Origin of the sequence: Pontibacillus halophilus JSM 076056 = DSM 19796, assembly GCF_000425205.1 — a bacterium.
GTDB classification, from domain to species: Bacteria; Bacillota; Bacilli; order Bacillales; family BH030062; genus Pontibacillus_A; species Pontibacillus_A halophilus.
On record NZ_AULI01000014.1, the window covers coordinates 48,635 to 73,745 of the forward strand.

The 25,111-nt window shown below is 43.0% G+C and carries 29 protein-coding genes; 12 read left to right on the plus strand and 17 right to left on the minus strand.

Annotated features, from left to right (window positions below):
• Window positions 1-5: 5 nt before the first annotated feature.
• Window positions 6-1,430, plus strand: coding sequence for a dihydrolipoyl dehydrogenase family protein (locus tag H513_RS0113780; RefSeq protein WP_026801263.1), 1,425 nt, complete (start codon window positions 6-8; stop codon window positions 1,428-1,430).
• Window positions 1,431-1,448: 18 nt separating this feature from the next.
• Here H513_RS0113780 and H513_RS0113785 read toward each other — a convergent pair whose 3' ends face one another.
• Window positions 1,449-2,129, minus strand: a complete 681-nt coding sequence (locus tag H513_RS0113785; protein WP_026801264.1) for a Crp/Fnr family transcriptional regulator — start codon at window positions 2,127-2,129, stop codon at window positions 1,449-1,451.
• A 58-nt stretch (window positions 2,130-2,187) separates the two neighbouring features.
• On the opposite strand from H513_RS0113785, the gene H513_RS20275 reads away from it, so the two are divergent.
• Window positions 2,188-2,412, plus strand: a complete 225-nt coding sequence (locus tag H513_RS20275; RefSeq protein ID WP_051239995.1) for a glutaredoxin family protein — start codon at window positions 2,188-2,190, stop codon at window positions 2,410-2,412.
• Window positions 2,413-2,643: 231 nt separating this feature from the next.
• On the plus strand, window positions 2,644-3,084 hold the full coding sequence (locus H513_RS0113795; RefSeq protein ID WP_026801265.1) for an OsmC family protein: 441 nt from the start codon (window positions 2,644-2,646) through the stop codon (window positions 3,082-3,084).
• Window positions 3,085-3,135: 51 nt separating this feature from the next.
• Here the strand turns inward: H513_RS0113795 and H513_RS0113800 are convergent, their stop codons facing one another.
• Window positions 3,136-3,456 carry a thioredoxin family protein gene (locus H513_RS0113800; protein ID WP_026801266.1) on the minus strand — a complete coding sequence of 107 codons (321 nt, stop codon included), beginning with the start codon at window positions 3,454-3,456 and terminating at the stop codon, window positions 3,136-3,138.
• Window positions 3,457-3,630: 174 nt separating this feature from the next.
• Here H513_RS0113800 and H513_RS21280 point away from each other — a divergent pair, with 174 nt between their 5' ends.
• Together H513_RS21280 and H513_RS21285 are read left to right on the plus strand one after the other, a co-directional pair.
• On the plus strand, window positions 3,631-3,735 hold the full coding sequence (locus tag H513_RS21280; RefSeq protein WP_081658291.1) for a YjcZ family sporulation protein: 105 nt from the start codon (window positions 3,631-3,633) through the stop codon (window positions 3,733-3,735).
• A gap of 37 nt (window positions 3,736-3,772) precedes the next feature.
• Window positions 3,773-3,916, plus strand: a complete 144-nt coding sequence (locus H513_RS21285; protein ID WP_081658292.1) for a YjcZ family sporulation protein — start codon at window positions 3,773-3,775, stop codon at window positions 3,914-3,916.
• 34 nt (window positions 3,917-3,950) lie between these two features.
• On the opposite strand, the gene H513_RS0113815 is transcribed toward H513_RS21285, so the two are convergent.
• The 9 genes from H513_RS0113815 to H513_RS0113855 form a co-directional block, all read right to left on the minus strand.
• On the minus strand, window positions 3,951-4,763 hold the full coding sequence (locus H513_RS0113815) for a DUF368 domain-containing protein (RefSeq protein WP_026801267.1): 813 nt from the start codon (window positions 4,761-4,763) through the stop codon (window positions 3,951-3,953).
• A complete protein-coding gene (locus H513_RS20280) occupies window positions 4,699-6,114 on the minus strand; it encodes a DUF2254 domain-containing protein (RefSeq protein ID WP_081658293.1) in 1,416 nt (471 codons plus the stop codon). Before H513_RS20280 ends, H513_RS0113815 begins: the two co-directional genes overlap by 65 nt.
• A 97-nt stretch (window positions 6,115-6,211) precedes the next feature.
• A complete protein-coding gene (locus H513_RS0113825; protein WP_026801268.1) occupies window positions 6,212-7,021 on the minus strand; it encodes a ZIP family metal transporter in 810 nt (269 codons plus the stop codon).
• Between the two features lie 179 nt (window positions 7,022-7,200).
• Complete coding sequence (locus H513_RS0113830) at window positions 7,201-8,193, minus strand: NAD-dependent epimerase/dehydratase family protein (protein WP_026801269.1); 993 nt, start codon at window positions 8,191-8,193, stop codon at window positions 7,201-7,203.
• 80 nt (window positions 8,194-8,273) lie between these two features.
• On the minus strand, window positions 8,274-9,194 hold the full coding sequence (locus tag H513_RS0113835) for an aminoglycoside phosphotransferase family protein (RefSeq protein ID WP_026801270.1): 921 nt from the start codon (window positions 9,192-9,194) through the stop codon (window positions 8,274-8,276).
• Window positions 9,195-9,326: 132 nt separating this feature from the next.
• Window positions 9,327-9,947, minus strand: coding sequence for a flavodoxin family protein (locus tag H513_RS0113840; protein ID WP_026801271.1), 621 nt, complete (start codon window positions 9,945-9,947; stop codon window positions 9,327-9,329).
• 135 nt (window positions 9,948-10,082) lie between these two features.
• Entirely contained in the window at window positions 10,083-10,355 is a 273-nt protein-coding gene (locus H513_RS0113845; protein WP_026801272.1) for a YkvA family protein, read from the minus strand.
• A gap of 153 nt (window positions 10,356-10,508) precedes the next feature.
• A complete protein-coding gene (locus tag H513_RS0113850; protein ID WP_026801273.1) occupies window positions 10,509-11,963 on the minus strand; it encodes an aldehyde dehydrogenase family protein in 1,455 nt (484 codons plus the stop codon).
• Window positions 11,964-12,142: 179 nt separating this feature from the next.
• Window positions 12,143-12,589, minus strand: coding sequence for a GNAT family N-acetyltransferase (locus H513_RS0113855; RefSeq protein ID WP_036770356.1), 447 nt, complete (start codon window positions 12,587-12,589; stop codon window positions 12,143-12,145).
• A 110-nt stretch (window positions 12,590-12,699) separates the two neighbouring features.
• On the opposite strand from H513_RS0113855, the gene H513_RS0113860 reads away from it, so the two are divergent.
• The gene (locus H513_RS0113860) at window positions 12,700-14,079 is read left to right on the plus strand and encodes a DUF2254 domain-containing protein (RefSeq protein WP_026801275.1); all 1,380 of its coding nucleotides are present in this window, start codon (window positions 12,700-12,702) and stop codon (window positions 14,077-14,079) included.
• 31 nt (window positions 14,080-14,110) lie between these two features.
• Here the strand turns inward: H513_RS0113860 and H513_RS21290 are convergent, their stop codons facing one another.
• A complete protein-coding gene (locus H513_RS21290) occupies window positions 14,111-14,236 on the minus strand; it encodes a small, acid-soluble spore protein, alpha/beta type (RefSeq protein ID WP_081658294.1) in 126 nt (41 codons plus the stop codon).
• Window positions 14,237-14,402: 166 nt separating this feature from the next.
• On the opposite strand from H513_RS21290, the gene H513_RS0113865 reads away from it, so the two are divergent.
• Entirely contained in the window at window positions 14,403-16,559 is a 2,157-nt protein-coding gene (locus H513_RS0113865; RefSeq protein WP_026801276.1) for an MMPL family transporter, read from the plus strand.
• Window positions 16,560-16,569: 10 nt separating this feature from the next.
• Here H513_RS0113865 and H513_RS0113870 read toward each other — a convergent pair whose 3' ends face one another.
• The gene (locus H513_RS0113870; protein ID WP_026801277.1) at window positions 16,570-16,950 is read right to left on the minus strand and encodes a DoxX family protein; all 381 of its coding nucleotides are present in this window, start codon (window positions 16,948-16,950) and stop codon (window positions 16,570-16,572) included.
• Window positions 16,951-17,076: 126 nt separating this feature from the next.
• On the opposite strand from H513_RS0113870, the gene H513_RS0113875 reads away from it, so the two are divergent.
• A complete protein-coding gene (locus H513_RS0113875; RefSeq protein WP_026801278.1) occupies window positions 17,077-17,946 on the plus strand; it encodes an SDR family oxidoreductase in 870 nt (289 codons plus the stop codon).
• 44 nt (window positions 17,947-17,990) lie between these two features.
• Here the strand turns inward: H513_RS0113875 and H513_RS0113880 are convergent, their stop codons facing one another.
• Window positions 17,991-18,611 (minus strand): hypothetical protein, encoded by a 621-nt coding sequence (locus tag H513_RS0113880; protein WP_026801279.1) that lies wholly within the window; start codon window positions 18,609-18,611, stop codon window positions 17,991-17,993.
• Window positions 18,612-18,641: 30 nt separating this feature from the next.
• Entirely contained in the window at window positions 18,642-18,848 is a 207-nt protein-coding gene (locus H513_RS0113885; protein ID WP_026801280.1) for a zinc ribbon domain-containing protein, read from the minus strand.
• Between the two features lie 255 nt (window positions 18,849-19,103).
• On the opposite strand from H513_RS0113885, the gene H513_RS21295 reads away from it, so the two are divergent.
• The gene (locus H513_RS21295) at window positions 19,104-19,427 is read left to right on the plus strand and encodes a CHY zinc finger protein (RefSeq protein ID WP_081658295.1); all 324 of its coding nucleotides are present in this window, start codon (window positions 19,104-19,106) and stop codon (window positions 19,425-19,427) included.
• 43 nt (window positions 19,428-19,470) lie between these two features.
• Here H513_RS21295 and H513_RS0113895 read toward each other — a convergent pair whose 3' ends face one another.
• Entirely contained in the window at window positions 19,471-20,646 is a 1,176-nt protein-coding gene (locus tag H513_RS0113895; protein WP_026801282.1) for an MFS transporter, read from the minus strand.
• Between the two features lie 140 nt (window positions 20,647-20,786).
• Here H513_RS0113895 and H513_RS0113900 point away from each other — a divergent pair, with 140 nt between their 5' ends.
• The 3 genes from H513_RS0113900 to H513_RS20285 all read left to right on the plus strand — a co-directional run bounded on the left by H513_RS0113900 (window position 20,787) and on the right by H513_RS20285 (window position 23,043).
• On the plus strand, window positions 20,787-21,545 hold the full coding sequence (locus H513_RS0113900) for a TrmB family transcriptional regulator (RefSeq protein WP_026801283.1): 759 nt from the start codon (window positions 20,787-20,789) through the stop codon (window positions 21,543-21,545).
• A 114-nt stretch (window positions 21,546-21,659) separates the two neighbouring features.
• Window positions 21,660-22,163 (plus strand): peroxiredoxin family protein, encoded by a 504-nt coding sequence (locus tag H513_RS0113905; RefSeq protein ID WP_026801284.1) that lies wholly within the window; start codon window positions 21,660-21,662, stop codon window positions 22,161-22,163.
• Between the two features lie 202 nt (window positions 22,164-22,365).
• Window positions 22,366-23,043, plus strand: coding sequence for a GTP pyrophosphokinase (locus H513_RS20285; RefSeq protein WP_051239997.1), 678 nt, complete (start codon window positions 22,366-22,368; stop codon window positions 23,041-23,043).
• Between the two features lie 192 nt (window positions 23,044-23,235).
• Here the strand turns inward: H513_RS20285 and glmS are convergent, their stop codons facing one another.
• Complete coding sequence (gene glmS, locus H513_RS0113915; RefSeq protein ID WP_026801285.1) at window positions 23,236-25,038, minus strand: glutamine--fructose-6-phosphate transaminase (isomerizing); 1,803 nt, start codon at window positions 25,036-25,038, stop codon at window positions 23,236-23,238.
• Between the last annotated feature and the right edge of the window lie 73 nt (window positions 25,039-25,111).

The window sequence follows — 25,111 nt, forward strand, 5'->3', positions numbered from 1 at the left end:
CAATTATGAAGAAGTATGACATCATCGTGATTGGCGGAGGTTCAGGAGGACTAACCGTTGCTTCTGGCGCCGCTTCCCTCGGTGCAAAGACTGCTTTAATCGAGAAACGGGATACGCTTGGAGGGGACTGCCTCCACTTCGGATGTGTACCTTCCAAAGCGTTCATTGAAGCGGCGAACGAGGTTCATGCCGCTAAACATATTCAAGACCTAGGAATTGAGACATCTGGCAAGATAAGCTTGAAAGCGGTCAATGACCGTGTCCGACAAGCGATTGCTCACATACAAGAGCATGACAGCATTGAGCGATTTGAAGAGCTTGGTGTAGACGTGTATAACGGGAAAGCGACATTTAAGAACGACCATGAGATTGACATTGAAGGTCAAGAATCACTCTATGGGAAGCGCATTGTCATCTCTACCGGTTCCTCTCCGATGGTACCACCTATTGAAGGTCTAGATGAAGTTGATTTCATCACGAATGAATCGGTCTTTACGATGGAGCAATTGCCAGAGAAAATGACTTTCATCGGAGGAGGACCTATAGGGCTTGAGCTTGCACAGGCGATGTCTAGACTTGGATCAGAAGTGACGGTCATCGAAGCGGGCCCTACCCTTCTTGGAAAGGAAGACCAAGACATTCAGAAGCAGGCTCAAGCAATCCTAGAAAGAGAGCTTCATGTTGTTACAGGGGCTAGCGTGCAACGCGTTAGGATGGAGAATGGAAAGAAAATGGTGTACTACAGTGTGGATGGGGAGGAGACATCAATTGCCTCTGATGAAATCTTCCTCGCTACAGGGCGTACGCCTAATTCTGGCTCACTACAGCTCGACAATGCGGGCGTTGAGACAGACAAGAAAGGCTTCATTTCCGTCGATGCCACTTTACGAACGAACGTGGGGCATATCTTCGCAATTGGAGACATCAACGGGACGTTACCGTTCACTCATGTGGCTGGAGAAGAAGGAAAGCTTGTCGTCCAAAACGCACTATACGGCTTGAGCCGCAAAATGTCTTATGATTATATGCCTTGGAACACCTACCTCACACCAGAAGTCTTCCACGTTGGCCTAACACAGCAAGAAGCACAAGAAAAACACGAGGAAGTACTGATCTATACGAATCAACTAGAAGAGGTGGATCGATTCGTAACCGACCAATCCTATGAAGGGTTTGTCAAGATTATTACAGATACGAAGGGGAAAATAGTAGGCGCGCATGCCATTGGTACAGGCGCAGGAGACTGGATGCAGACCGTTGTCCAAGCTATGGCAGAAGGCAATAAGATTGGCGACCTGTCTAACATGGTCTACCCTTATCCGAACCACGCAGAAGCGGTTAAGCGTACTGCAGACCAGTATTGGAGAAACAAACTTTTCTCTGGACCGGTTCAACAAGTATCAAGCCTTTTCCTTAAATGGTTCCGATAGAAAGAAAGCTGGTTGTGGCTATTCCACATCCAGCAATTCTTTCACCCTTTGTGCATGAATGGCGAAATGAGGGTCCTTCTTCAGAAGACCTTCTTTCTTTAACTGGCTAATAACCGCACTCGTCGTTTCTCTTGTAGAGCCAATCATATTAGCCAAGTCGTTGTGGGTGAGCTTCATTTCAATCGTCTGCCAATCCTGTTGGCGTTTGCCTGTTTTCTCGCTCAACATGAGCAGCAAATAAAGCAATCGATTCTTCACATCACTTAAGGCAATCTTCTCACTTATGGAGTACACATCCTTAAGTCGAGCTGACAAGATGTTAATAAACTTCAGCGCAATCTTTGGATTGCTCTCCACATATTGCTCGAACTGTTCACGTCCTAAGATGCATACGTATGTATCTACCATCGCTTCTGCGTACATTTGGTCATCGGTTAATGACAGCGTAGACGTCTCCCCAAAGATATTTCCATCAACAAGAATATCGACAGTGAACTGGCGTCCATCTGCATTCATACGGTATAAACGAACCTGACCTTTCTTTAACAGAAACAGGGCCGGAATAGGATTTTCAGGAGATGTAATGACAGTCCCTTTCTTAATCGGCTTCATTTCACTCATCTCATCCAATACTTCTAGTTCATCTTGCGGCAATTCATCGAATAGGCTGATTTGGGAAATCATCATTAATTTATCCAAAGCGCTTCACCTCATTTTATGCGTAATTTAACAACGAGAAGGAAACAGGAGGGATTATATGACCACCTTATATACGATTGATGGCTGTATCAAATGCTTCCAAGCGAAACGGTACCTACAAGAACAAGGGATCCCGTTCCAAGAGATTAATATTCTAAAGGTGCCAGAAGCCATTCCCGAGCTTAAGGAAACAGCGGGCGAAGTCGTCACACCTGTACTTCATGACGAAGCTACCGTCCTAATCGGCCTCAATATTTTAAATTATAAACAATCCATCCATTAAATGAAAATTTCTTACCTAACGTTTTATTCTTTTTTCATTGTGAGTGTGAAATTGGAATAAAGGGTTAGGTTTCTTTATGTTTACACTCCAACATGCTGGGAAATCGAACACTGTATGCGCATGTGTAAGACAGCTTACATCATCACATACGACATGTGTTCTATACTAAGGATGTAAAACATGAAGCGACCGAACTCATTCATCGCTTCACACATTAAGGAGGAACAAAACATGGCTAACCAAACATTTCATATTACGACAAACTCAGAAGGTATGCGCACAGACATCGTCGCACCTCACGATAACGAACTAATTGTTGATGAACCAGCCAATATGGGTGGTACGAATAAAGGTGCCGATCCTCTTTCTACACTACTTGCATCACTAGCTGGTTGCGAGAACGTCATTGCGAACATGGTTGCGAAAGAAATGGACTTCGACCTTCAGAATATTAAATTTGATATTAAAGGATCTCTAGACCCTCGTGGCCTAATGGGAGACGAAAGCGTTCGCCCATACTTCCAAACGGTAGAAGTTAACGCAACAATTGAAACGAGCGAATCAGAAGAACGTATTAAGGAACTACAAGAGAAAACGGACGCACGTTGCCCTGTTTATACAACGCTACAAGCAGCAGGCGTTGAACTTACACCGAACTGGGTGAAAGCGTAAATAGATGTTAAGAAGATGCAGACCTACTAGTCTGCATCTTTTTTCGTATGTTTATAGATTTTGCTCAACTAGGAAGTCGCGAACCTCGTCTGGAGTTTTCGCATACGCACTGTGAAGGTGAGCTAGCTTCTCGCCTTTTTGGAATACGAGTAAGCTAGGGATTCCCATTACTTCGTATTTCTGTGCTAATTCTGGTACATCATCACGGTTGATTTCGTACCATGTGACGTGGTCATACTCATCTAGAATATCTCCAATGAACATGTTCATGCGTTGGCAATCTGGGCACCATGTTCCGTAGAATTTCACAATGATTGGTGTTTCGCTTTGAATAACTTCGTTAAATTGTTCTGTCGTTTCAAGTGCTTTCATCATACATACTCCTTTATGTTGAATTAATTATAGTATAGCGTTTGTGGTTACACATGTCTGTAAGCCAGCCTACTAGACATATGCCTATTCTACAGAAAAATCCACGAATACCCAACCCAAGCGCCCGTCCTAGGCATATAGTATGGTTGAACACACAAAGAAGGAGGGGTTCTCATGTCAGATGGTTATGGATACGGCGGTGGCTTTGCGCTTGTTGTCGTTCTTTTCATCCTTCTCATCATCGTAGGCGCCGCGGTTGTTGGTGGTTATGGCTGTTAATAAACCAATTCGATTCTGTTAGAAAGGAGTGTCGCATATGTACGGAGGCTACAACTATATGGGCGGGTACCAATGCTGCTACCCTACACACTGTGGAAAAGGCAACTTCAACAACTTCGTGTTAATCGTTGTTCTTTTCATTCTTCTCATTATCGTAGGCGCTACAGCATTCTACAACTAATAGAAAAAGGCTCAGCCATTGGCTGAGCCCTTTATTATGCGTGTTCAAGGCGTCCGAGTAAATAGGCTGCCAGTAAGCCAGCAGCAAACGTAAGGACGCTTACGATTAAGGTTAGATCGAACGTAAGACCTGGATAAAGCACGAATACAGAACCAAAGACAAGCCCAATGATAAAGGCGTATGTCATATGAGGGAACTGGTTGAAAATATAATGGATGGCCTTTCCGCTCACAATAGCTCCAACTGCAACACCTGCACCCACAACGAACACAAGGCTTAATTGAAATTCTGACAAGGCGCGAATGACAGTTGGATACACCCCAATAATTAATAACAAGAACGAACCACTTATCCCAGGTAGAAGCATAGCCATACTAGCCAGCCAGCCTGAGAAGAATAGTCCTAGAAACTGTGCCGTCGTTAAGCTTCCTGTCCACGCTTCAGGCTCACCCGCTTGAAGCATATTTATGGAAGCAACAATGATAACCCCTACTCCCATGAACAAATAATGTTTCCCTTTAAATGTCTCTTTGAAATCTGCTTTCTTGAACAGATACGGGATAACCCCAATAATGAGACCAAGGAAGAAGAACATCATCGGTCCTTCATGATTGGTATAGAGGTAGTCGATTAGACGACTAAGGAGTATAAAGCTTAACCCGACTCCTATAAGTAACGGGATGAAAAAGCCAATATAGCTCTTCCACTCGCGGCTAAAGATACCACTAATTGCTTGGATTAATCGTTCATAAATGCCTAGGACTACAGCAATCGTTCCCCCACTAATTCCCGGGACCAAGTCGCTCGTTCCCATCAGCATTCCTCTGTATATGTTTCTCCACTCCATCGTGCTGATCTCCTTTACTGCGTAAGTTTGGTGCATCCTGATTACAAACGTTCGCAAGCTGATCTACAATCGTCTGGATTAAATTTAAGTCATAAGGGTCATATCCCTCTTCTTCAATCCCACGCAAGATGTACATGCTGAAATTCCACACGGACTCCTTCACAGCTGGTCCATTTACCTTTGCTACCTTCACCATAGACTCAAGTACCCCATTCATCACGGATACGTCGTGCTTTCCGTATAGCCGAATTTGATAAAAGCTCTTATACAAGTATTCGTGATAAGGCTTCGGGTCCACAATTACACGTAATTGCCCTTCTTGGTCTGTATAATATTTATTATACTTATACGAGCGCCCAAGCTCTGCTAGTAGGGTTCCAATCCGATTAATACAGTTCACAGCTGTATGAGGATCGTTGATTCCAGGTGAAATAGCCCGTAATGCAATCTCCACTAATTTCTGTATAGAGAATTCAATGTCTTGCACGTTCGTTCTCTCTTTGCCCACTAAAATATAATCTTGACTGTGATTGACGTCAACCTCTTTTTCCCCGTTCTTCCAATAAGAGAAGAGTGTTTCTCCTTTCTCGACGTAATCGCCTACTTGAAATTGAAGGTGGACGACAAAATCATTCTCCGAGGCATATTGGATGAAAGGTTGTAAATTCATATGTTGGATGTACCCCGCTTCTTGAATGGGAACATCGTTACGCTCTACATGTTGCAACTGACGTATTTCTTCTTCATTCCAAGATTCATGTACGCCATACTTCTTATCTGAGAAAGACTGCTTAATGACGTTTAGGGTCTCATGCTGAATTTTCCCAATAAGATTATTCACTTGTACCCATCTTGCGGAGTGGTGAATGAATAACACAAAGAATCCTAAGCTGATTACGGTCACCACGACTGTTAAGAAGGGGGTAATCAACATCCTCTTTCCGTCTTCTGTTAATAGAATGAGGTTCAGCAACGTATAGAGAAAAGCAAACACATATACGCCTAGTACGTGTTGAGTAATTCGGTCTGTCATAAAGTCTTGAAGTGTACGCGGAGAAAATTGAGATGAATACGTCGTGAGTACGACCATAATGGAGGAGAAGCTAATCGTTGTCATCGTTAAGGTTGCGGTTATAAGTGCTCCGTATAGTGTGGAAGCAATGCTCTTATTCGTTAAGAATAAATCGGGAATAACGTTCGAGATCATCGGCACAAACCAAAGGTCCAATGCAGTTGAGATGGCTACAGCAACTATGGCTAGAACGCTGTAGATGGAGGGCTGAAACCAAAACGTGTCACGTATCGAGAACTTCAGTTTCTTGCTTGTGTTTGAAGTTTGCTTTGCTGCCATCGTCTTGCCTTCTTTCTGTAATGAGAGTATAAAAAAAGTTTACCCCTGAACTGCACTCTTAAACCAAGAGTCATTCAGAGGTAAAACGTCTTTTCTCTTATCCTAAAGCCACATCCAATGTCATCATAACAGCAAATCCGATCATCAGGCTAATCGATGCAAGCTCCACGTTCCCCTTCTCCTGTGAGCCGGGGATAATTTCCTTCGCAACAACAAAGATCATCGCACCAGCCGCAAAGCTAAGCGCATAAGGGAGGATCGGTTGAATGAAGATAACGGCTAACGCACCGATGACCGCTGAGATCGGTTCCACCATCCCAGAGAACTGTCCGTAGAAGAAACTCTTCTTCTTAGACATCCCATCACGGTGAAGCGGCATCGATACAGCTAGACCTTCAGGGAAGTTCTGGATTCCAATTCCGATTGCCAACGCAACAGCACCTGCAAGAGCACTTTCAGTGAAGCCGTTCGCAAGGGCACCGAACGCAACACCAATGGCGAGGCCTTCAGGAATGTTATGAAGGGTAACAGAGAATACCAATAACGTCGTCCGTTTCCGAGCATCGCTACTTCCGATTCCGTACATATATTGTTTGTTTTCAAGTCTTGGAATTAATTTATCTACTACTAACAATAACGCCCCGCCAAGTAGAAAGCCGACTACAGCAGGAATATAGGCTGGAACCCCTTGCTCTTCTGCCATCTCAATTCCTGGTGCAAGCAAGGACCAGTAGCTGGCTGCAATCATAACTCCTCCTGCAAAGGCGAGCATGCTATCTAGAAACTTCTGATTCGTACCTTTAACGAAGAAAACGAGCGCAGCACCCGCAGCTGTCATCCCCCATGTAAACAATGTTCCGATGAATGCTTGCATTACTGGATTTAGTTCTCTAAAGAAATCAATCATATGTGTTCACCTCGTTTTTTGTCGAATAAAATGATGTTTACCTAATGCAACTTTTATTTTAAAGGGCAAAAATGAAATCCGTCAAACTTCTCGCTTTCTCGTTTCGTTTCGGGTGAATTCTTCGTGCCCAACAATAAAAAAGCAAACCCTAGTATTAGGATTTGCTTAAACTTGAACACTTATGAATGATTCGAGAATCGCTGAATGAGATCCGCTTCCTTGCCTGGTTCTAAACCAACTTTAACCATGGTGCGTTCCGACTGTGACTCAAACCATTCACGTGTAGCTTCTACCGTGTTCTCAACAGAACGGAACGTTAACCCTTTTTCACGCGCACGCTTATTCTCTACTAGTATAAAGCCATAAGGATAATCCTCTGATTTCGGGAGCCATAGTGGCAAGTCCTTGAAAGGTTGCACATTGTGCTCAAGCAAGAATTCATCTTGAATCCAATTTTCTTGAGCATTTGGATTCAGTTCTTTCAAAGTCTCAACGAACTTCTCCATCGTCAACTCTTGTTCAAATCCTGCCGCATTGTACGTCCCATTCTCTTTGGATTCTGTCATTCTAACGGTCCACTCAGCCAAATCACGTACATCAATCCATTGCAAAGGACGTGAACGTTCACCAGGGATGAGGACCTGGCCGCCTCTTTGGAACCTCATGACCCAGTACGTAAATCGGTCCGTTGGATCATCTGGCCCCACTACAATCCCTGGACGAATAATGAGATGGTTCGTTTTAAAATATTCTTTCACCTTTTCCTCTGCCTTTGCTTTTAAAGGACCATATGTCTCACTGTTCACTTCTGCCCTATCCTCTTTTAATTTCGCAAGGGGAGCATCTTCCTCTACATGTTTCTTTCTAAAGTTCTCATACACGGATATAGTGGAGATGAACACATATTGCTTCACTTGCTGTTGGAGCAACTTAGCTGTCCGCTCTACTGCATCAGGTGTATAACCTGTAGCATCAATAACCACATCCCAATCGCGATTCTTCAAACTTTCTACATCCGAATCGCGGTCACCTACTAATTTCTCTGCTTGCGGGAACAACTCTTGATTGGTTCTTCCTCTGTTAAATAACGTAACTTTGTGACCCCGTTCAATCGCTGCCTCGACTATGTGGCGCCCAACAAATACAGTGCCACCTAATACAAGTATATTCACTCTATAGACCTCCCTATCTCATATAGCGCTTAGAGAATATTTATCTAATTTCGACTAGCCTCAAACTTCTGGATAGGTGGTTATCCAAACCATTTGGGTTGCATCCTTGTGAAACCATCATGGTCTTCTAGTATGCGGAGCAATCGGTTTCGGCTCTCTTCCATATGGGTGTCCCCCATCTGGTACGACCAATATAAATCAGCTTTAAACACCATCGCCGCATAAAGGGAATAACGCGTCCAGAATTCAGGTAAAGGGTCGTCTTCAAAGTAACCGTGAATCTGACCTGTTGAGAAAGACGGGCTTTGCTGACTAGAAAACAGCGCTAATTTGTAGAATTCATGATGTGGGTCTCCCCACTCGTAGCGATCAAAATCAACGATGGCCGCAAGGTGTTCATCTTTCACAAGTAGGTTTGATAAATGATAATCATCGTGCATAAATACAACGGGACGATGGGTCATCAAATAAGCTTTCTTCTTTATAAAGTTCTCTAACCCCTCTACTGGAATCCCAGCATAAACATGGTCTGGAACTTCCTTGAAACGCTTCTGATATCGTTTGTATTTGTCCATCCGATAATCAAACCACGTTTCTTTTGGATCTCTCTTTCTTAGACGGTGTATAGCCTTTAGCTGCTTACCCGCTTCAACCCCAAGATCATATTGGTTCTCTTTGGAAAGCTCCGTAATCTGTCGTTCAGCTTCCGTCCCCTCAATCCATTCAAATAGCTGCACACACACTTGTTGTTCTTCATCTGAAATAAAGTTGATCGGTTTAGGCAGTTGTACCCCTTGGTGATACAACTCCTCCAACAACTCAAACATCTCTTTCTTTTCATTCATTTCTTTTATTGAGCTTGCTTTCGCAAAGTAGCTCTTCCCCTGTTCGTCCGTGACGTGCCACTTATAATCATGTGAGTAACCTCGTGAGATTTCCTCTATGTTCTTTACTTCATCCCCTAAACATTTTTCAATTGGGCGATTCATGATATTTGGCATGTTAGCATCCTCCCCTCTCCCACCTTTTAAAATTAAATACAAACGCTTTCATTTCCTTCTAGAAAAACAAAGAAAGTTAAAAATTTAACACAATTAATAAAGGGACTGCATGTACAGTCCCTTTTCCCGTTTTTATACGTTTCCATCAGCTGGAATCGGATTTTCTTTTAGAATTCTCGCCATATGCGTCATATTGTACGCAAGCATCTTCGCGTGTCCTGTCGTAAACTCATTTTGACGTCCCCCTGCTTCGATGAAGGATGCTCCAGGTCCAGCTTCTCCTACCCAGTACGTATCGACATTAGGAGGAATAGTAAAGCCAATATGGGACATTCCATATAGAATCGATCGAGCAGCTTGCTTTGCCCCGTCTTCATTACCTGTAATAATTGTTCCAGCAACTTTATTGTAGTAAACCGGCTGCCCTTCTTCGTTCGTGACGCCGGTACTGCCATAAAGACGTTCCATTAATAATGAGGCTACACTGCTTTTCTCACCAAGCCATAACGGCGTTCCCACAATGACTATATCTGCTACTTTAACTCGTTCAAATAACTGTGGCCATTGATCTCCTTCTCCAAGATCATAATCCACACCGTACGCTAACCGATAATCGGCTATACGGATGGTTTCCACTTCAACATTTAACTCTCGGAAATGATTAAACACTTCTTCTGCTAATGCCTGTGTATTAGATTGGTGATCGCTCCCCTTTAAAGAAGCGTTCAGGAATAGTGCTTTCATATTCGACATGAACGACGCCTCCTATATATTCAATATAGACGCAGTTCCCCTAATTTCCACGTCTTACACGCTTATGAACCGATTGGTAGCCGTTCTCGTCATTTCCTTCACTATTTCCCCGGAAATTGTTGAATAGGAAGCTGATTATTCGACATCATGCTTCTCTTTCAACTGTTGAGGAGCCATCTTTACGATTTGTTGTAGAATAAAGGTGAAGATAGCCACATCATCTAAGATTCCAAAGAAAGCAATTACATCTGGAATCAAATCAAGCGGAAGTAGGAAATACCCAATGATGAGGCCAACAGAAATGACTTTATTGACGTTCTTTACTTCTTTAGATAGGAAGAAATCTTTCAAAAAGGGAATGGATTTATGAAAACGAAACAAGAATCGGATTCTTCGAAAAAACCTCATCAACTACCCTCCTTTATCGTTACACATTCTATATTCCCTAGGTACAGAGATTGAAAAACGCTCAGAGTTCATTTGATGAACTCTGAGCGTAATCTATACGGGGTCTATATCTCTTCTTCAGACTACTGACACGTGTTGTGGCAATTAAACCTATTAAAACGGATATTGGCGGTATTCGCTTTGAACACTAATCCACTTCACTGTAGTGAATTTATCAAGTGCCCACTCTCCGTTGAAGCGTCCAATGCCGGACTGTTTCTCTCCACCAAAGGCTACATGGCTTTCATCGTTAACAGACTGGTCGTTAATGTGAATCATACCCGTCTCGATTCGTTTCGCCACTTCCATACCTCTGAATCGGTCTTCTGTAAATACAGAGCCGCTTAAGCCGTAGATTGAATTGTTCGCTTCCTCAATTGCTTCTTCTTCACTTCCAACTTTCATCAACGCAGCAACTGGTCCGAAGATTTCATTCTTAGCAATCGGCATATCACCTGTAACATTGCCAAGTACAGTTGGAGCCATTAGATTGCCCTTCGTCTCGCCACTTACGAGCTTTTCTGCACCTTGTTGGATACTTTCTTCAACATCCTTTTCAATGCGTTCAACTGCATCACGGTTAATAACCGGACCGACTACCGTATCTTGTTCAGATGGATCGCCAAATTTTAAGCCTTGTATTTTCTTCGTGAATTTATCTACAAATTCGTCGTAAACGTTCTCGTGAATGATCATTCTGTTCAACGACATACAAATCTGACCTTGGTGAAGGAACTTACCGAAGGCAGCTGCTTCGACAGCTTGGTCAATATTAGCATCTTCTAGCACAAGCATAGCGTTATTCCCACCTAGCTCGAGCGCTGTTTCTTTAATGTGCTTCCCAGCTAATTCACCAATATGGCTGCCAACTTCTGTAGAGCCGGTGAATGAGATTACTTTCGGTGTTTCATGTGTAACAAATTCATCACCAATTTCAGAACCGCGCCCTACCACGACATTCACGACACCTTTAGGGAAGCCTGCTTGTTCAAATAATTCAGCGATTAAGAGTCCTGATGTAATCGGTGTATCAGACGCAGGCTTTACAACAACCGTATTCCCTGTTGCAATTGCTGGTGCAATGGAGCGAAGTGCTAAGTGGAATGGGAAATTCCATGGTCCAATTACCCCTACAACGCCTTTAGGACCGCGGTGAACAAAGTTGTTCTTACCAGGTACGTTTGAGGGAATAATGGTTCCTTCCATACGCGTTGGGAAGGACATGGATTCCTTCACTACAGCAAAGGCCGCATTGAATTCAACTTGAGATTTAATCCTTGTACTTCCAGATTCTTTAACAAGCCAATCAATAATCTCTTCTTTATTCTCTCGCATGACTTTAAGTAACGATTCAAAGTAAGCTTGTTGCTTTGCAGGGAGCAAGGATTGCCATTCTTTTTGTGCGACCTCCGCACTCTTATATGCATGGTCTAAATCTTCCTTGTTTGCTGATTGAATCACATTAATTGTTTCTTCAGAATATGGATTGACGTTCTCAATCGTTTTCTCACTGGAGCCGTTCATCCACTCTCCATTTATATATTGCTTCGTGAATTTATCCGCGTTCATGTCTTTCCCTCCTACTCAAAATTAAGTCTTACATCCTTAGGTATACCACCTGTATAAGTTCTGAAACAGTCTCCTGCTCACGGGCATGCTCTACTTCATTAACGTTCCTCGCAGTCACGTGCATTATGTAGAGATTCTAAAAGAACGAGTTTGGGTACTCTTCTCTCACCTTCTCTATGCTAGTTGATGACCATATCTATGTGTGGGATACCATCATCTAAATACGTCTCACTAATTGCCTGAAAACCGAATGACTCATAAAAAGATTTTAAGTATGCTTGTGCTTGTATTTGAATACAACGTTCTCCAAATAGATTCTTAATTTGATTTATTCCTTCTTGAAACACAAGTCGGCCGTATCCTCTTCCCCGATAGCCTTGTGTCACCAACGTCCTCCCTATTGAGGCTTTGTCATAACGTACCCCGCCTCTGAAGATTCTACAATAAGCAGCTAATTGTCCTTCGTCTTCCATCCATATATGAATAGCCTCAGGGTCGGCTCCATCTACTTCTGGATACGGACATTGCTGCTCAACGACGAAGACATTGACCCGCTCTTTGATAATCATATGTAGTTCCTCTACAGTTAGTTGGCTATAGCTTCTAATGTGCCAATTCACACCCATCACTCCCTATCATTCATTCCTTATACGTTATCACAGTTTCTGGTTTCTGGAATAGCTCAGTTGGGAATACCTTAGGAGAAAAAAGAATCTGGTTAAAGGAGGACAAAATCATGCTTCGCCGTATCTTACCGAGCCCTATTTATGAATACTTAAACATGTCTAAACGCAGACGAAAGCATGAACTTCAAATGAACATATGGTTCATGCCTGCCATCTACATAGCTATTTCAACGTTACTCGTAGTCGCTACACTACTCCTTGACCTTTATGTGGATATCTCTCAATACACGCCTAACCTGTTCCAGTCACAAGCATCTCTTACCCGCGTGTTGGTCAGTAGTTTAATTGGAGCGATCCTTACACTAAGCGCATACACCCTGAACTCAATATTAATCGTGTTAACCACATTCAGCGGCCAATTTTCCCCGCGTCTTCTGCTGAACTTTATATCCGACCGGAAAACACAACATATATTAGGTATTTTCAATGGTAGCTTCGTCTATGTGTTATTTGTGTTTCTATTCATTAGTAACCAAGCAGATGAAACGTTCGTAGCCGTTCCAGTCAGCACCGTACTACTTGCTTTCGTCTGTGCTGTGACGTTTATTTACTTTATCAATCATGCTACAACGTGGATGCAGGTTCATAACATCACATTAAATATGAGAAATGTCTCTGAGCGTATGCTCAAGAATTCGTTAGAGAAGGAGATGGCACCTCTACGAACAAACGATTCACTCGGCCAAGAAGAACAACTCCATAATCACAATTGGACAACTCTTTATACACATAAGACGGGTTATGTTCAGTTGGTCGACTTTAAACAGATGGTCGAAGAAGCGAAGAAAGATGATCTTATCATTCGATTGGAAGCGCCAATCGGCAAATGGCTATTACGAGGGAATCCACTCCTCTCGTATCAGTGGAATACCTCCTCTGAAATTGACGAACGGAAATACCAGTCGCTGATTGATATTGGGCATAAGCAAACGGAAATTCAAGACATTGAGCACGGCTTAAACAAACTATCGGAAGTCGGAATTAAAGCATTAGGAAATGACGACCCGAAGACAGCCGCTAACGTGATTAACCAATTGTCCGATTTGCTACTGACAATCTCAACGCTTATGTCGAAGAATCCTTACTTAGTGGATGAGAACGAACAACTCCGTGTCATCGTCCCAGAGAGTTCATTTGAATATTACTTGTATAAAGGATTTGGTTATATTCGCCATTATGCAACTGGCAATGTCCCAATCATTACAGACATCATATCGTCCCTCACATGTCTAGCTAAATCTATTCATCCAAGCTTCCACCAATGCATTTGGGAACTCGCTTGTAATACAACAAGTGGATTCACGAACATGCACATCTATGAACTGGATGAACGTTATTTATTGCGTAGCTTAGAGGAATTGGCTGAAGTGACAAATAATCTCGACCACTTCTATCAAGTAAAGAACAGCATTCAGTCTACACCAGCATAATAAAAGGGGGCGTTTCATTACGCCCCCCTTTTTAATGATTTCCCTTCTTAAGGGTCTGTCGAGATAGTTGGATCATTTCTTTAATCATAACCCCAATCCGCCCACCCACTTTCAAAGCATCCCTAGACAAGAGGTTTCCATTGTATCCGTTTTGTATCGGAGCCCCTTTCGTCCCTTGCGGATTGAAAGCACCTTATATCCTTAACTACATAAATCAAATCACAACATCTCTCCCCGTTTCGTATAGAAAGCTATCCAAATTGTTCTTCTCATTGAAAAGAATATAAACTAGATAAAAAGACGATACATAAAGGAGTTTGCATATGGACAAGATGGCATCCGCCCTTATTAAATCAAACAAATGGCTACTATCAATATGGGTCATCATTTTCGTGGCGTTCGGATATTATGCATTAGACCTCCCTTCAAAACTTGAAGGAGATGGATTTCGCACTACGGGGGAATATGAGGAAGTTGAAGACACCTTAAACGACAAATTCGACTTTCCGACCTCTACAATCTTACTGCTCTTTGAAGACCAGAACATCGATGATTGGGAGGAAGACATTCAGAACGTTCTTACAGAGATGAAAGAAGTTCAATCCATTGAAACTGTGTTATCTCCATTAGAAGACGACACGATGATGGACGGGAAAGTCGCTTATGCCGCCCTTCATTTAGAAGAAGAGGCTACAGATAAGAAGAGAATCATTGAAGACGTCCGTTCTATTGCAGATTCATACAAAGGCGTAGCTGTTACAGGCGAACCCGTAATTTCAGAAGACATTAATAAGGCTAGTCAAGATGACTTGAAAACGGCTGAACTTATTGGCTTACCTGTTGCTTTACTTATGTTGCTGTTCGCCTTTGGAAGTGTCGTTGCTTCACTTGTGCCGATTTTAGTTGGGGGCATAACGGTCGTGACTGCCTTGGGTGTGCTGACACTCATAGGAGAGCAAATGAATTTATCCGTGTTCTTGCTGAATGTCGTTCCTATGATTGGACTTGCATTAAGCATTGATTTCGCGCTTCTCTTTATCAACCGTTACCGTGAGGAGCTTGCTAATCACAATTCGACTGCTGCCATTCGTACGACCATTGTCACGGCGGGACGCTCAATCTTATTCTCAGCTATGTGTGTATTCATCGGATTAGGGGCGATGATGGTCATTCAAGTGGATATCTTCCAGACGATCGCTTTAGGGGGCATGGTGGTTGTCTTTATCGCTGTATTAAGCGCGTTAACACTTCTCCCGTCTATCCTGTACTTACTCGGTGGGAACATTAATAAATGGCGCGTCCTTAAAGTGAAAGACCAATCGGTTGGTCGATGGAGGACATTTGCGAAATGGGTGATGAAGCGTCCAATTGTGCTAACCGTCGTTTCTGTCATAGTGCTTGGAATCGGAATCTTACCTATTCAGCAAATGAACTTATCCATTCCAACCATCTCTGCTTTGCCTGATAGCTATGAATCCCGGTCCGCCTATGAAACGATTGAAGAGACCTTCTTAAGTCCAGAGGAAAGCCAAGTCTTCTTACTTGCTGAGCGTAACGGTGATTGGACAGAGGAAGATGGGTTATCTCAATGGGAAGATCTAAAGCAAGAAATTGAGGAGGAACCGCTTGTAAGCGAGGTTGCGACTTTATTCTCAACAACTGAGTTATCGTCGAGTGATGAAGCATTTCTTGCCTTGCAACAAGATGACACGAAGGCACAGCTTCAACCCGTGCTGGACCGGTTCATACAAGAAGGAACATTGCTTCTTCCTGTCACAATTGACGTTAAAGCGGATACGGAAGAAGCGCAGCAACTTGTTCGAGATTGGAAGGACAAAGACTTTGGCGTAACTGTACGGATTGGAGGACAGCCGAAATTCAACCAAGAAATCTATGACGAGATTTACAACAACCTATGGCTGAGTATCGCTATTATTCTCGTATCTACGTTTACCATACTCATGCTTGCGTTTCGTTCAATTCTCATTCCGCTTAAAGCAATCCTTATGAATATATTAGGACTTACCTCTACCTTTGGAATTCTTGTACTCGTCTTTCAGAATGGACTGTTCGGGCTTCCTGAGGCAGATATTGCGCTTATGCTTCCAGTTCTCGTATTCAGCCTCGTGTTTGGGTTAAGTATGGACTATGAAGTGTTCTTAATTTCTAGAATTCATGAGTATTATGTTGAAACGAAAGACAATCACTACGCCACTGTAGAAGGACTCGCCAACACGAGTAAGATTATTACCTCTGCTGCTTTAATTATGATTGTCATTACTGGGGCTTTTGCGTTTACGAATGTTATGCCAGTGAAGCAGATTGGAATTGGGATTGCCATTGCAATCTTTATTGATGCCACCATCATCCGCTTGCTTCTTGTACCGAGTTTAATGAAGTTATTGGGCTCATTGAACTGGTGGTTCCCATTCAAGAAGAAATCAGCCTCTTCCATTAAATCAAAGAGTCAAACTCCGTAAAGAGCAGGGATTACCTGCTCTTTTTTTCTTTTGAGACGGCAAGCACCCACCCTATTAGCACGGGTTGGAATAATATCCTTACCCATAGCAACGTACGATTCACATCTTCTGACCCAGGTGCTGGCACTCCGACAACCGCTGCATAAATATTCGCTGGGAAGATGACCACCAAATAAATGGCCGTCCATTTCCCGGCTTGCTCTCTCGTAGTTGGAAGAAGTAGAAGCACAGCCAGTACCCACTCCGCTACACCTGTTGCATAGACGAGAAATGTTCGAGCAGGCACCCACTCAGGCAACATCGCCCGAAATCCTTCCATAGCCGTGAAATGGAACACGCCAGCCAGGATAAAGAAGAGGACAAATACGTATAATCCGATTTTCTTAAACATGAGGGTCCCTCCTTTTATTATTTTTTCACTATAAGATTATCCAACTTGTTTAAATTTGGTGCAAGGTGGAATAGTCTCTCTGAAAGAGTAGTCATACATTGAATGATTGTTAAAGGAGGATATACAATGGATCGCCAGCATCTCCAAACTGAAGGACAACCAAGACAGGAACAACAACGCCAACCAGGTTACGAAGGACCAATGAATCCAAGCCCGCTTCAGGCGGATGAAGACTATCAAAGTGGCAACAAGTTAAAAGGGAAGGTTGCGCTCATTACAGGAGCGGACAGCGGAATCGGACGCTCTGTAGCGATTGGCTATGCGAAAGAAGGCGCAGACGTTGCAATCTCCTACTTAGACGAACACGAAGATGCTGAGGAAACAAAACGAAAAGTTGAAGCAGAAGGAAGAAAAGCCATCTTGTTACCTGGGGACGTAGGTGACGAACAAGTGGCTTCAGACATTATTGATCAAACGATTGATCAATTGGGTCAACTTGATATTCTTGTTAATAATGCTGCTGAACAGCATCCAACTGATGATTTATTAAATATTTCTGCTGAACAGTTAGAGAAAACGTTCAGAACAAATGTATACTCCATGTTCTATACAACGAAAGCAGCGATTCCACACTTGAAGCCAGGAAGCTCGATTATCAATACCGCTTCCATCAACCCTTATGTAGGTAATCCAGAGCTCGTGGACTACACATCTACTAAAGGAGCTGTTGTAGCCTTCACCCGCTCGATGGCGAAGCAATTAGTGAATAAAGGGATTCGTGTGAACGGGGTAGCACCTGGCCCAATCTGGACGCCACTTATCCCAGCCACATTCTCTGAAGAGGAAGTTGAGCAGTTTGGAACAAACACGCTCATGGGTCGACCAGGACAGCCTGTAGAACACGTAGGCAGCTATGTGCTCTTGGCGTCCGATGATTCCTCTTACATGACTGGACAATTCATCCACATTAACGGTGGTATGTTCACATCTAGCTAAAGGAAAGAGGACTAGAGTAACAACTCTAGTCCTCTTCTATATTCTTATGAAAGTTGTGAAGTCTCCTCTTTGGAACGAATTTGTTCAACTCCATGATCACCTAGAATCTTCTCGAGCTTACGTAAGGAGTGTTGTGTTTTCACTGCAATGGAGATTTGTTTCTTTCTAGTATGCACGATGACTTCTGACCCTTGTTCATTCATCGTTAAATTGTGCCCATAGAAACGATGTTCTTCTGTCACACGATGTGCCTCATAGGCGATTATGTCATCCCACTTGAATAACTTCAGCTTATATAACAAGCCCCTTGGAGTGGCGTAGAAAGAGTAGTCTTGCTGAGAGATAAACATAAGTCCGCCAAACATTAAGATTTGCCAGTAGATTACAAACGCATCATCCACGATATACATCGAGATGTTTAATCCAACAAGTAAAACCCCATAAACAATCATAACCACGTTAACCCCGTTTCGCCGTTTCGTTTCAACACGTTCAAATGCAAAATTCGGAGCAACTGATACCTCTTCACTTTCCTCAACAGAAGGGTAGTAAGCATGGTTTAATTCACGAAGTGCCACTGACCGCTCTCGCAGTTTCCTTCCTAAGTAAAACACGACAAAGATACCGGTCATTACTGAGAATAGAACGTTAATCAGTAGATTCATCTAAAGCCTCCTCCCATCTTCCACTTGTCCTTAGCCAAAGAAGAAATCAAAAATGTTGGAAGCACTTGAAGCTTCTTTGTTATAAAACTCCGAATATCCACAGTTCTTGCAATAAACAACCGTGAACTTGTTGTTCTGGACATCAAACATCTTGGCAAGTCCCGCCCCTGTCATCGCAACATCTTTCGTACCTGCATCTTTACTTCCGCACTTTACGCAACCTTTATCTTGACTCATCATAACGACCACCTTTACTTGTTCTTTCTATTTTCTACGATGAAATCCTTGGTAAGGTTTCACTAAATCCTCTACGATTTCTGCGACCTTCTGTCTAACCCCTATCACTTTCTCTTCAAATGCTCTGGATTATCTACCACGGATGAGCTCTTACTTTCTGACATTCTATGGTCTACCTACTGTCTTACTCAGGCCCTTTCGTATTTTCACAGCTTGATTTCCATAGTATAGTGAACGAAAGAAAGGGGTGTCGAAATGACTGGTCCAATTGTTAAAGGAGCTCTCATCGATAATGAAACGCGCTGCCGCCATTACCACGGGGAAACAGATGTCATTGCAATTAAGTTCTATTGTTGCGGTACCTATTATCCTTGTCACCAATGCCACGATGAACATGCGTCTCATGAAAGCAAGGTTTGGCCAAAGGAGCAATTTAACGACAAAGCGATCCTTTGTGGAGTATGTAAGTATGAGCTGTCCATTCATGAATATATACAAAGTGGGTCCCATTGTCCCCGCTGCGAAGCATCGTTTAATCCTGGATGCCGTACCCACTACCATTATTATTTCGAACGATAATAAGCCTCCGCCCTCCCGATTAGGAAGTACGGAGGCTTTTCAATTATGCCTGGTGAGACAATTCCACGGCTTCACTATGATTTTCCTTTTGTCTCATGGAAAGAATAGCAGTGAAGAGAGCTAGTACAATGAAGGATGCACCTACAATCGGATTGAACTCAATGGAAGCACGCCCAATAACCACACTCCCGATGGATGAACCTAGCGCAATCCCTAAATGCAGTGCAGAGTTGTTCAGGCTTTGCTGAATGTCCGATGAACCGGGCGATGATTCAATCAAGTAGCTTTGTTGAGCAGGTGTAATCGCCCAACTCAACATGCCCCATATAGCCATGACGACTAAGAATAACGGAAGCATAAAGGTCGTTTGAGGAATAACGAGCATGGACAAGCCAAATACGATAATAATCCCAATAATAGAAGGCTTCGTACCAAACTTATCTGCAAGTGTCCCACCTATTCCTCCACCTGCCACGGCAGCAACCCCGAAGATTAGATAGATGATGCTGACCCATGTTCCACCTAGTCCCATTGTTTCTTTCACGAACGGGGTTAAATATCCATATAACGTTAAGTGCCCCGTCAGAAACAGGAACGATGTGAGCTGCGCATAGAGGATTTTCTTGTTCTTTAACGTCTTCAACTGCTGAAGCATAGGCATACCTGGCTTCGGAGCAATTCGACCCATAAAGAAGTAAACATTAGCCATAGAAAATATGGTTAATACCGCGATTAAGATGAATGGCGCTCTCCATCCAAATGCATTCCCAAGCATCAATCCAACTGGTACTCCTAGAACAAGTGATCCGCTTACTCCCATGAAGATGACCCCAATTGCACGTGCACGATAAGCCTCTGACACAATATTCGACGCAAGTGTCACACATAAGACGACAAGCAAGGAACCACTTGCCGCTGAGACAATACGAGCTATCATAAGTACCGAGTAGCTCGGGCTTATGATGGCGATGCCATTACCTATGAAGAAGACAAGTAAGCTAATTAACGTAAGTTTCTTCCGTTCCACATTCGCTGTAGCTGCCAACAGAATAGGAGCTGCCAGAGCAAATACAATGGAAAAGACACTAATCAACAGTCCCGCTTCTTGAATCTTAACGCCTAAATCTGCTGCGACGATATCCAGAATACCGCCGATAATCAATTCAACCATCCCAACCACAAAGGAAACAATGGTTAATAAATAGACACGTTTATCCATACCAATTCAACCTCCAATAAAGTTACCACTGCAATAGTAACTTTAATGAGCAAAAAGCGCAATAGCCATTTCCTCCCTTTCCTTCGATTTGGTCATCTATGCTATGATAGACCCAACGAAGAAACGTAAGGGGTATGATTATGCTTCAACAATTCGGTTTCACGAACTATGAGAGTCAAGTTTATGAAGCTCTTATCGCTGTGGAATCCCCACTAGATGCATCTACCATCGTCAAATATTCCTCTGTACCAAGAGCAAAGGTATACGAAGTACTAAACCGCCTCACAGAAAAAGGCGTCGTCCTTGAATCCACCCTCGAGAAAAAGCGTGTATATAGCGCGCTCCCACTCGAGTCGATGATCAAGAAACTCGAAGCCAACTTCTCACGAAACGTAGAACAGCTTCGATCTATTCAGATAGCCAAAAAGCAACAAGATGACAGAGTATGGACGTTGAAAGACGAAGACTCGATCTCATCACTCGTGCATACGATGATTCGGAAAGCAACCACATCCATTAAGTTTTCAAGTTGGTCTGAGGACATCGAAACGCATCTCCCTGCATTAGAAGAACTACAACGGCAAGGGTTAGAAATTGAGCTCCACTCGATTGGACATCTAGAGTCGACGATTGACCATGTCACGGTTCTACTCCCAATTGACCAGCATAGCAACTTAGAACAAAGCCGCATGGTGATTATCGATGATGAAGAAATGCTGTTTGCCGCGATGGAAGATGGAGATTGGCAAGCTCTCCACTCCTATTCCCGACCACTTGTTAAATTCTTTACGGAATTCTTCTATCACGATGTAGCATTGACTGAAATCACTAGTAAACACCGTGAGGACGTGATGAAGGATGAGAATATTCGAAGTATCCTCATGAAACTCAAACTTTAAGAAGTTGTAAAGTGTAAGTTGAATTACATGAATTTCTATAGAAAACGGGTATGATGATACTAGTGCCTCATAAGAACGAGGTCATCTTTTTTCTACTTACAAGGAGGATTTATCATGCCTAAATTTCAACTAGGAGAAGCAACACCGAACTTCACTCTACCGAGTACAACAGGTGAAACATTCTCATTCGAACAACACCAAAAGGACAACCAAGGTTGGCATTTGTTAATCTTCTTCCGCGGCTCATGGTGCCCAGTATGTGTAGAAGATTTGCAAAACCTACAAGAATCAATAGGCTTCTTCGAAGGTAAGAACGTACACATTACAACTGTATCTACAGACAAGCTAGATGACCTGAAAGCAATGAAAGAAGAGCACGGATTTACGTACCCAGTACTAGCAGACGAAGAGCTTCAAGCACTTGAAGCATTCGACGTGCACTACCACCGTGAAGACGACCCATATGAAGACCACGGTGCCCACGGTGAGCCAGCTTACTTCTTAATTGATGAGAACGGGAAGCTTCTTTACCAACAGCGACAAACGAGTCCGTTTGGCCGCCCAACAGTTACAGACCTACGTAAAGTTGTTCAATATATCAACTCTCAGAAGAAATAATTGTGATAAAGAGCCCTGTAGCAGGGCTCTTTTTTTTTATTATAATCTTGAGATTGTCGATTATGGTCCAGGTAGACGAATCCACCCTCGTTCGTTATGATAAGTACAAGCCCATATGTTGATGGTGGAAAGAACAACCACAAATACAAGCAACTTACCTGCCTAGATGGCTGTACTTGCTCCTAAAAGGTGGATTAAAATCATGATTGAAACTCACACGCAAGAAGAAGTATCCCAATGGGTCAGTTTAATTACGTATTATAAATTTGCGCTAGATGAGATGGACACGAAATTAACAATTCTGAATGAAGAGTTTCAGCATGTTCATGACCATAATCCAATCGAACATTTAAAATCCAGAGTTAAATCGATGGAAAGCATACAACGAAAGCTTGAACGGAAGGGCCTTGAAGTTACCGCAGAACATGCCGAGCAACACATCCACGATATTGCAGGCGTACGAGTAACTTGTTCCTTTGAATCGGATATCTACAAATTAGTCAACATCCTTTGTAACCAAGACGACGTTCACGTCCAAGAAGTGAAAGATTATATCCAGCACCCAAAATCAAACGGGTATAAGAGCCTACACCTCATCGTCCAAGTTCCCGTCTTCTTGTCTACAGAGAAGAAACTAATGAACGTCGAGATCCAAATTCGAACGGTCGCTATGGATTTCTGGGCAAGCTTAGAGCATAAAATCTATTATAAATTTGATAAGACAGTCCCTAAACATTTAACGGACGAATTGAAAGAAGCAGCTGACTTAGCCAATTATTTAGATAAGAAGATGGAAGGCATACGCACGAAGATGGATAAATATAAAGAGAGCGCACCATTATTGGATGAGCTCTTTGAACACGGAGAGAACAGCGAGTAAGCTGTTCTCTTTTTATATGGTGGTAGGAGAAGCTCGGCACGTCTGTAATGCACTAGAACTTCCGAAACGCCTCATACCTATATGTCTAACAGATACATCTGCTTGATTGTACAACACTCGAAAAGAGGGTGTTGTATAGACAAAACATTACTAAAAACCCCCCTAGAGATCTCTAGGGGGGGCATTTAATTCTTATTCAACTGTAACACTCTTCGCAAGGTTACGTGGCTTATCCACGTCACAATCGCGGTGAAGAGCTGCATAGTAAGAAATTAATTGATATGGAACAACAGACACAAGTGGTGTGAGCAATTCGTGTACGTGTGGGATGACGAATGCATCACTTTCTTGGTCGAGTCCTTTCATACTGATCACGCAAGGGTTTGCACCACGTGCCGCAACTTCCTTCACGTTTCCGCGAATGGAGTAGTTGACGTTCTCTTGTGTTGCAAGAGCCATAACAGGTGTACCTTCTTCAATCAACGCAATCGTACCGTGTTTCAATTCCCCACCAGCAAAACCTTCTGCTTGGATATAAGAAATCTCTTTCAGCTTAAGAGCGCCTTCTAATCCAACATAATAGTCAATGCTACGGCCGATGAAGAAACAGTTACGCGTCGTTGATAGATACGTACGAGCAATGTCTTCAAGCTGCTCTTTTTGGTCTGTTAGTGCTTCCATTGCATTCGCAGCAATACCTAACTCACTAAGAGGATTGAATTCGAGTTGTAGTCCTTTTGCTTGTGCTGTATCTACCGCTAAGATTGCGAGTACAGCCATTTGAGCTGTGTACGCTTTCGTGGAAGCAACTGCAATCTCAGGTCCAGCATGTAGGTGTAGCGTGTAGTCCGCTTCACGAGAAAGGGTAGATCCTGGAACGTTCGTAATGGTAAGCGCTTTGTAGCCTTTCTGCTTAATCTCCACTAGTACTGCACGGCTATCGGCAGTTTCGCCACTTTGAGAGATGAAGATGAACAACGGCTTCTCAGAAAGCAATGGCATGTTGTAGGAGAATTCACTTGCTACGTGCACTTCTACAGGCACTTGAGCAAGCTTCTCAATAAACTGCTTACCTACTAGGCCTGCATGGTAACTCGTACCACAAGCAATGATATACACACGGTCGTGGTCTTTCATTGCCTCACGAACTTCAGGGTCTAATTTAATGTTATCGTTCTCATCTTGATATTCTTGGATAATACGACGAATGACAAATGGCTGTTCATCGATCTCCTTCAGCATGAAGTGAGGGTACGTACCCTTTTCAATGTCACTTTCATCGATTTCAGCTGTGAAGGAATCACGCTCAACCTTCGTACCGTCTAATTTCTTAATCTGAACAGAATTACGTTCTACAAGAACAACTTCTTTATCTTCAAGCTCTACGAATTCGTTGGTAACATGAAGCATCGCCAATGAATCGCTAGATACAACGTTGAAGTCATCACCTAGTCCAACTAGTAGAGGGCTCTTATTCTTCGCAACAAAGATTGTATCAGGATTCTGTGCATCCATAACCGCAACTGCGTAAGACCCTTTGAACAAACTAATGGCTTTACGGAATGCAGCTTCTACGTCTTGTTGCTCCTCAACGAGCTTCTCTAGTAGTTGTACGATGATCTCTGTGTCTGTTTCACTTTGAAGTTGAACGTCCGGGATATACTCTTTCTGTACATCCTCATAGTTCTCAATTACACCGTTGTGAACGATTGTAAAACGCTTTGATGTACTTTGGTGCGGGTGTGCGTTCACTTTACTCGGAGCACCATGTGTTGCCCAACGAGTGTGACCAATTCCCATAGTGCCTTCAGTAGAAGCCTCTACTTCATCACGCAATGTTGCAATACGGCCTTTAACCTTTGTTACATGGACACCTTGATCGTTAAACGTTGCAATCCCCGCAGAGTCATATCCACGATATTCAAGCTTCTCTAATCCTTTAAGAAGTACATCTTGTACTTCATTCTGTCCAATATATCCAACAATTCCACACATTTTAAGTTTCCTCCTTAATTAAAAGGGGCAAACCTAACCTTCTGTATCAGGGGCAAGCGTTTGCCCCTTTCTC

Bases quoted from the DNA above. Each gene is read 5' to 3' on its own strand.
- H513_RS0113780 (WP_026801263.1), top strand. From the start codon at position 6: ATGAAGAAGTATGACATCATCGTGATTGGCGGAGGTTCAGGAGGACTA.
- H513_RS20275 (WP_051239995.1), top strand. From the start codon at position 2,188: ATGACCACCTTATATACGATTGATGGCTGTATCAAATGCTTCCAAGCG.
- H513_RS0113795 (WP_026801265.1), top strand. From the start codon at position 2,644: ATGGCTAACCAAACATTTCATATTACGACAAACTCAGAAGGTATGCGC.
- H513_RS0113800 (WP_026801266.1), bottom strand. From the start codon at position 3,456: ATGAAAGCACTTGAAACGACAGAACAATTTAACGAAGTTATTCAAAGC.
- H513_RS21280 (WP_081658291.1), top strand. From the start codon at position 3,631: ATGTCAGATGGTTATGGATACGGCGGTGGCTTTGCGCTTGTTGTCGTT.
- H513_RS21285 (WP_081658292.1), top strand. From the start codon at position 3,773: ATGTACGGAGGCTACAACTATATGGGCGGGTACCAATGCTGCTACCCT.
- H513_RS0113815 (WP_026801267.1), bottom strand. From the start codon at position 4,763: ATGGAGTGGAGAAACATATACAGAGGAATGCTGATGGGAACGAGCGAC.
- H513_RS20280 (WP_081658293.1), bottom strand. From the start codon at position 6,114: ATGGCAGCAAAGCAAACTTCAAACACAAGCAAGAAACTGAAGTTCTCG.
- H513_RS0113825 (WP_026801268.1), bottom strand. From the start codon at position 7,021: ATGATTGATTTCTTTAGAGAACTAAATCCAGTAATGCAAGCATTCATC.
- H513_RS0113835 (WP_026801270.1), bottom strand. From the start codon at position 9,194: ATGCCAAATATCATGAATCGCCCAATTGAAAAATGTTTAGGGGATGAA.
- H513_RS0113840 (WP_026801271.1), bottom strand. From the start codon at position 9,947: ATGTCGAATATGAAAGCACTATTCCTGAACGCTTCTTTAAAGGGGAGC.
- H513_RS0113845 (WP_026801272.1), bottom strand. From the start codon at position 10,355: ATGAGGTTTTTTCGAAGAATCCGATTCTTGTTTCGTTTTCATAAATCC.
- H513_RS0113850 (WP_026801273.1), bottom strand. From the start codon at position 11,963: ATGAACGCGGATAAATTCACGAAGCAATATATAAATGGAGAGTGGATG.
- H513_RS0113855 (WP_036770356.1), bottom strand. From the start codon at position 12,589: ATGGGTGTGAATTGGCACATTAGAAGCTATAGCCAACTAACTGTAGAG.
- H513_RS0113860 (WP_026801275.1), top strand. From the start codon at position 12,700: ATGCTTCGCCGTATCTTACCGAGCCCTATTTATGAATACTTAAACATG.
- H513_RS0113865 (WP_026801276.1), top strand. From the start codon at position 14,403: ATGGACAAGATGGCATCCGCCCTTATTAAATCAAACAAATGGCTACTA.
- H513_RS0113870 (WP_026801277.1), bottom strand. From the start codon at position 16,950: ATGTTTAAGAAAATCGGATTATACGTATTTGTCCTCTTCTTTATCCTG.
- H513_RS0113875 (WP_026801278.1), top strand. From the start codon at position 17,077: ATGGATCGCCAGCATCTCCAAACTGAAGGACAACCAAGACAGGAACAA.
- H513_RS0113880 (WP_026801279.1), bottom strand. From the start codon at position 18,611: ATGAATCTACTGATTAACGTTCTATTCTCAGTAATGACCGGTATCTTT.
- H513_RS0113885 (WP_026801280.1), bottom strand. From the start codon at position 18,848: ATGAGTCAAGATAAAGGTTGCGTAAAGTGCGGAAGTAAAGATGCAGGT.
- H513_RS21295 (WP_081658295.1), top strand. From the start codon at position 19,104: ATGACTGGTCCAATTGTTAAAGGAGCTCTCATCGATAATGAAACGCGC.
- H513_RS0113895 (WP_026801282.1), bottom strand. From the start codon at position 20,646: ATGGATAAACGTGTCTATTTATTAACCATTGTTTCCTTTGTGGTTGGG.
- H513_RS0113900 (WP_026801283.1), top strand. From the start codon at position 20,787: ATGCTTCAACAATTCGGTTTCACGAACTATGAGAGTCAAGTTTATGAA.
- H513_RS0113905 (WP_026801284.1), top strand. From the start codon at position 21,660: ATGCCTAAATTTCAACTAGGAGAAGCAACACCGAACTTCACTCTACCG.
- H513_RS20285 (WP_051239997.1), top strand. From the start codon at position 22,366: ATGATTGAAACTCACACGCAAGAAGAAGTATCCCAATGGGTCAGTTTA.
- glmS (WP_026801285.1), bottom strand. From the start codon at position 25,038: ATGTGTGGAATTGTTGGATATATTGGACAGAATGAAGTACAAGATGTA.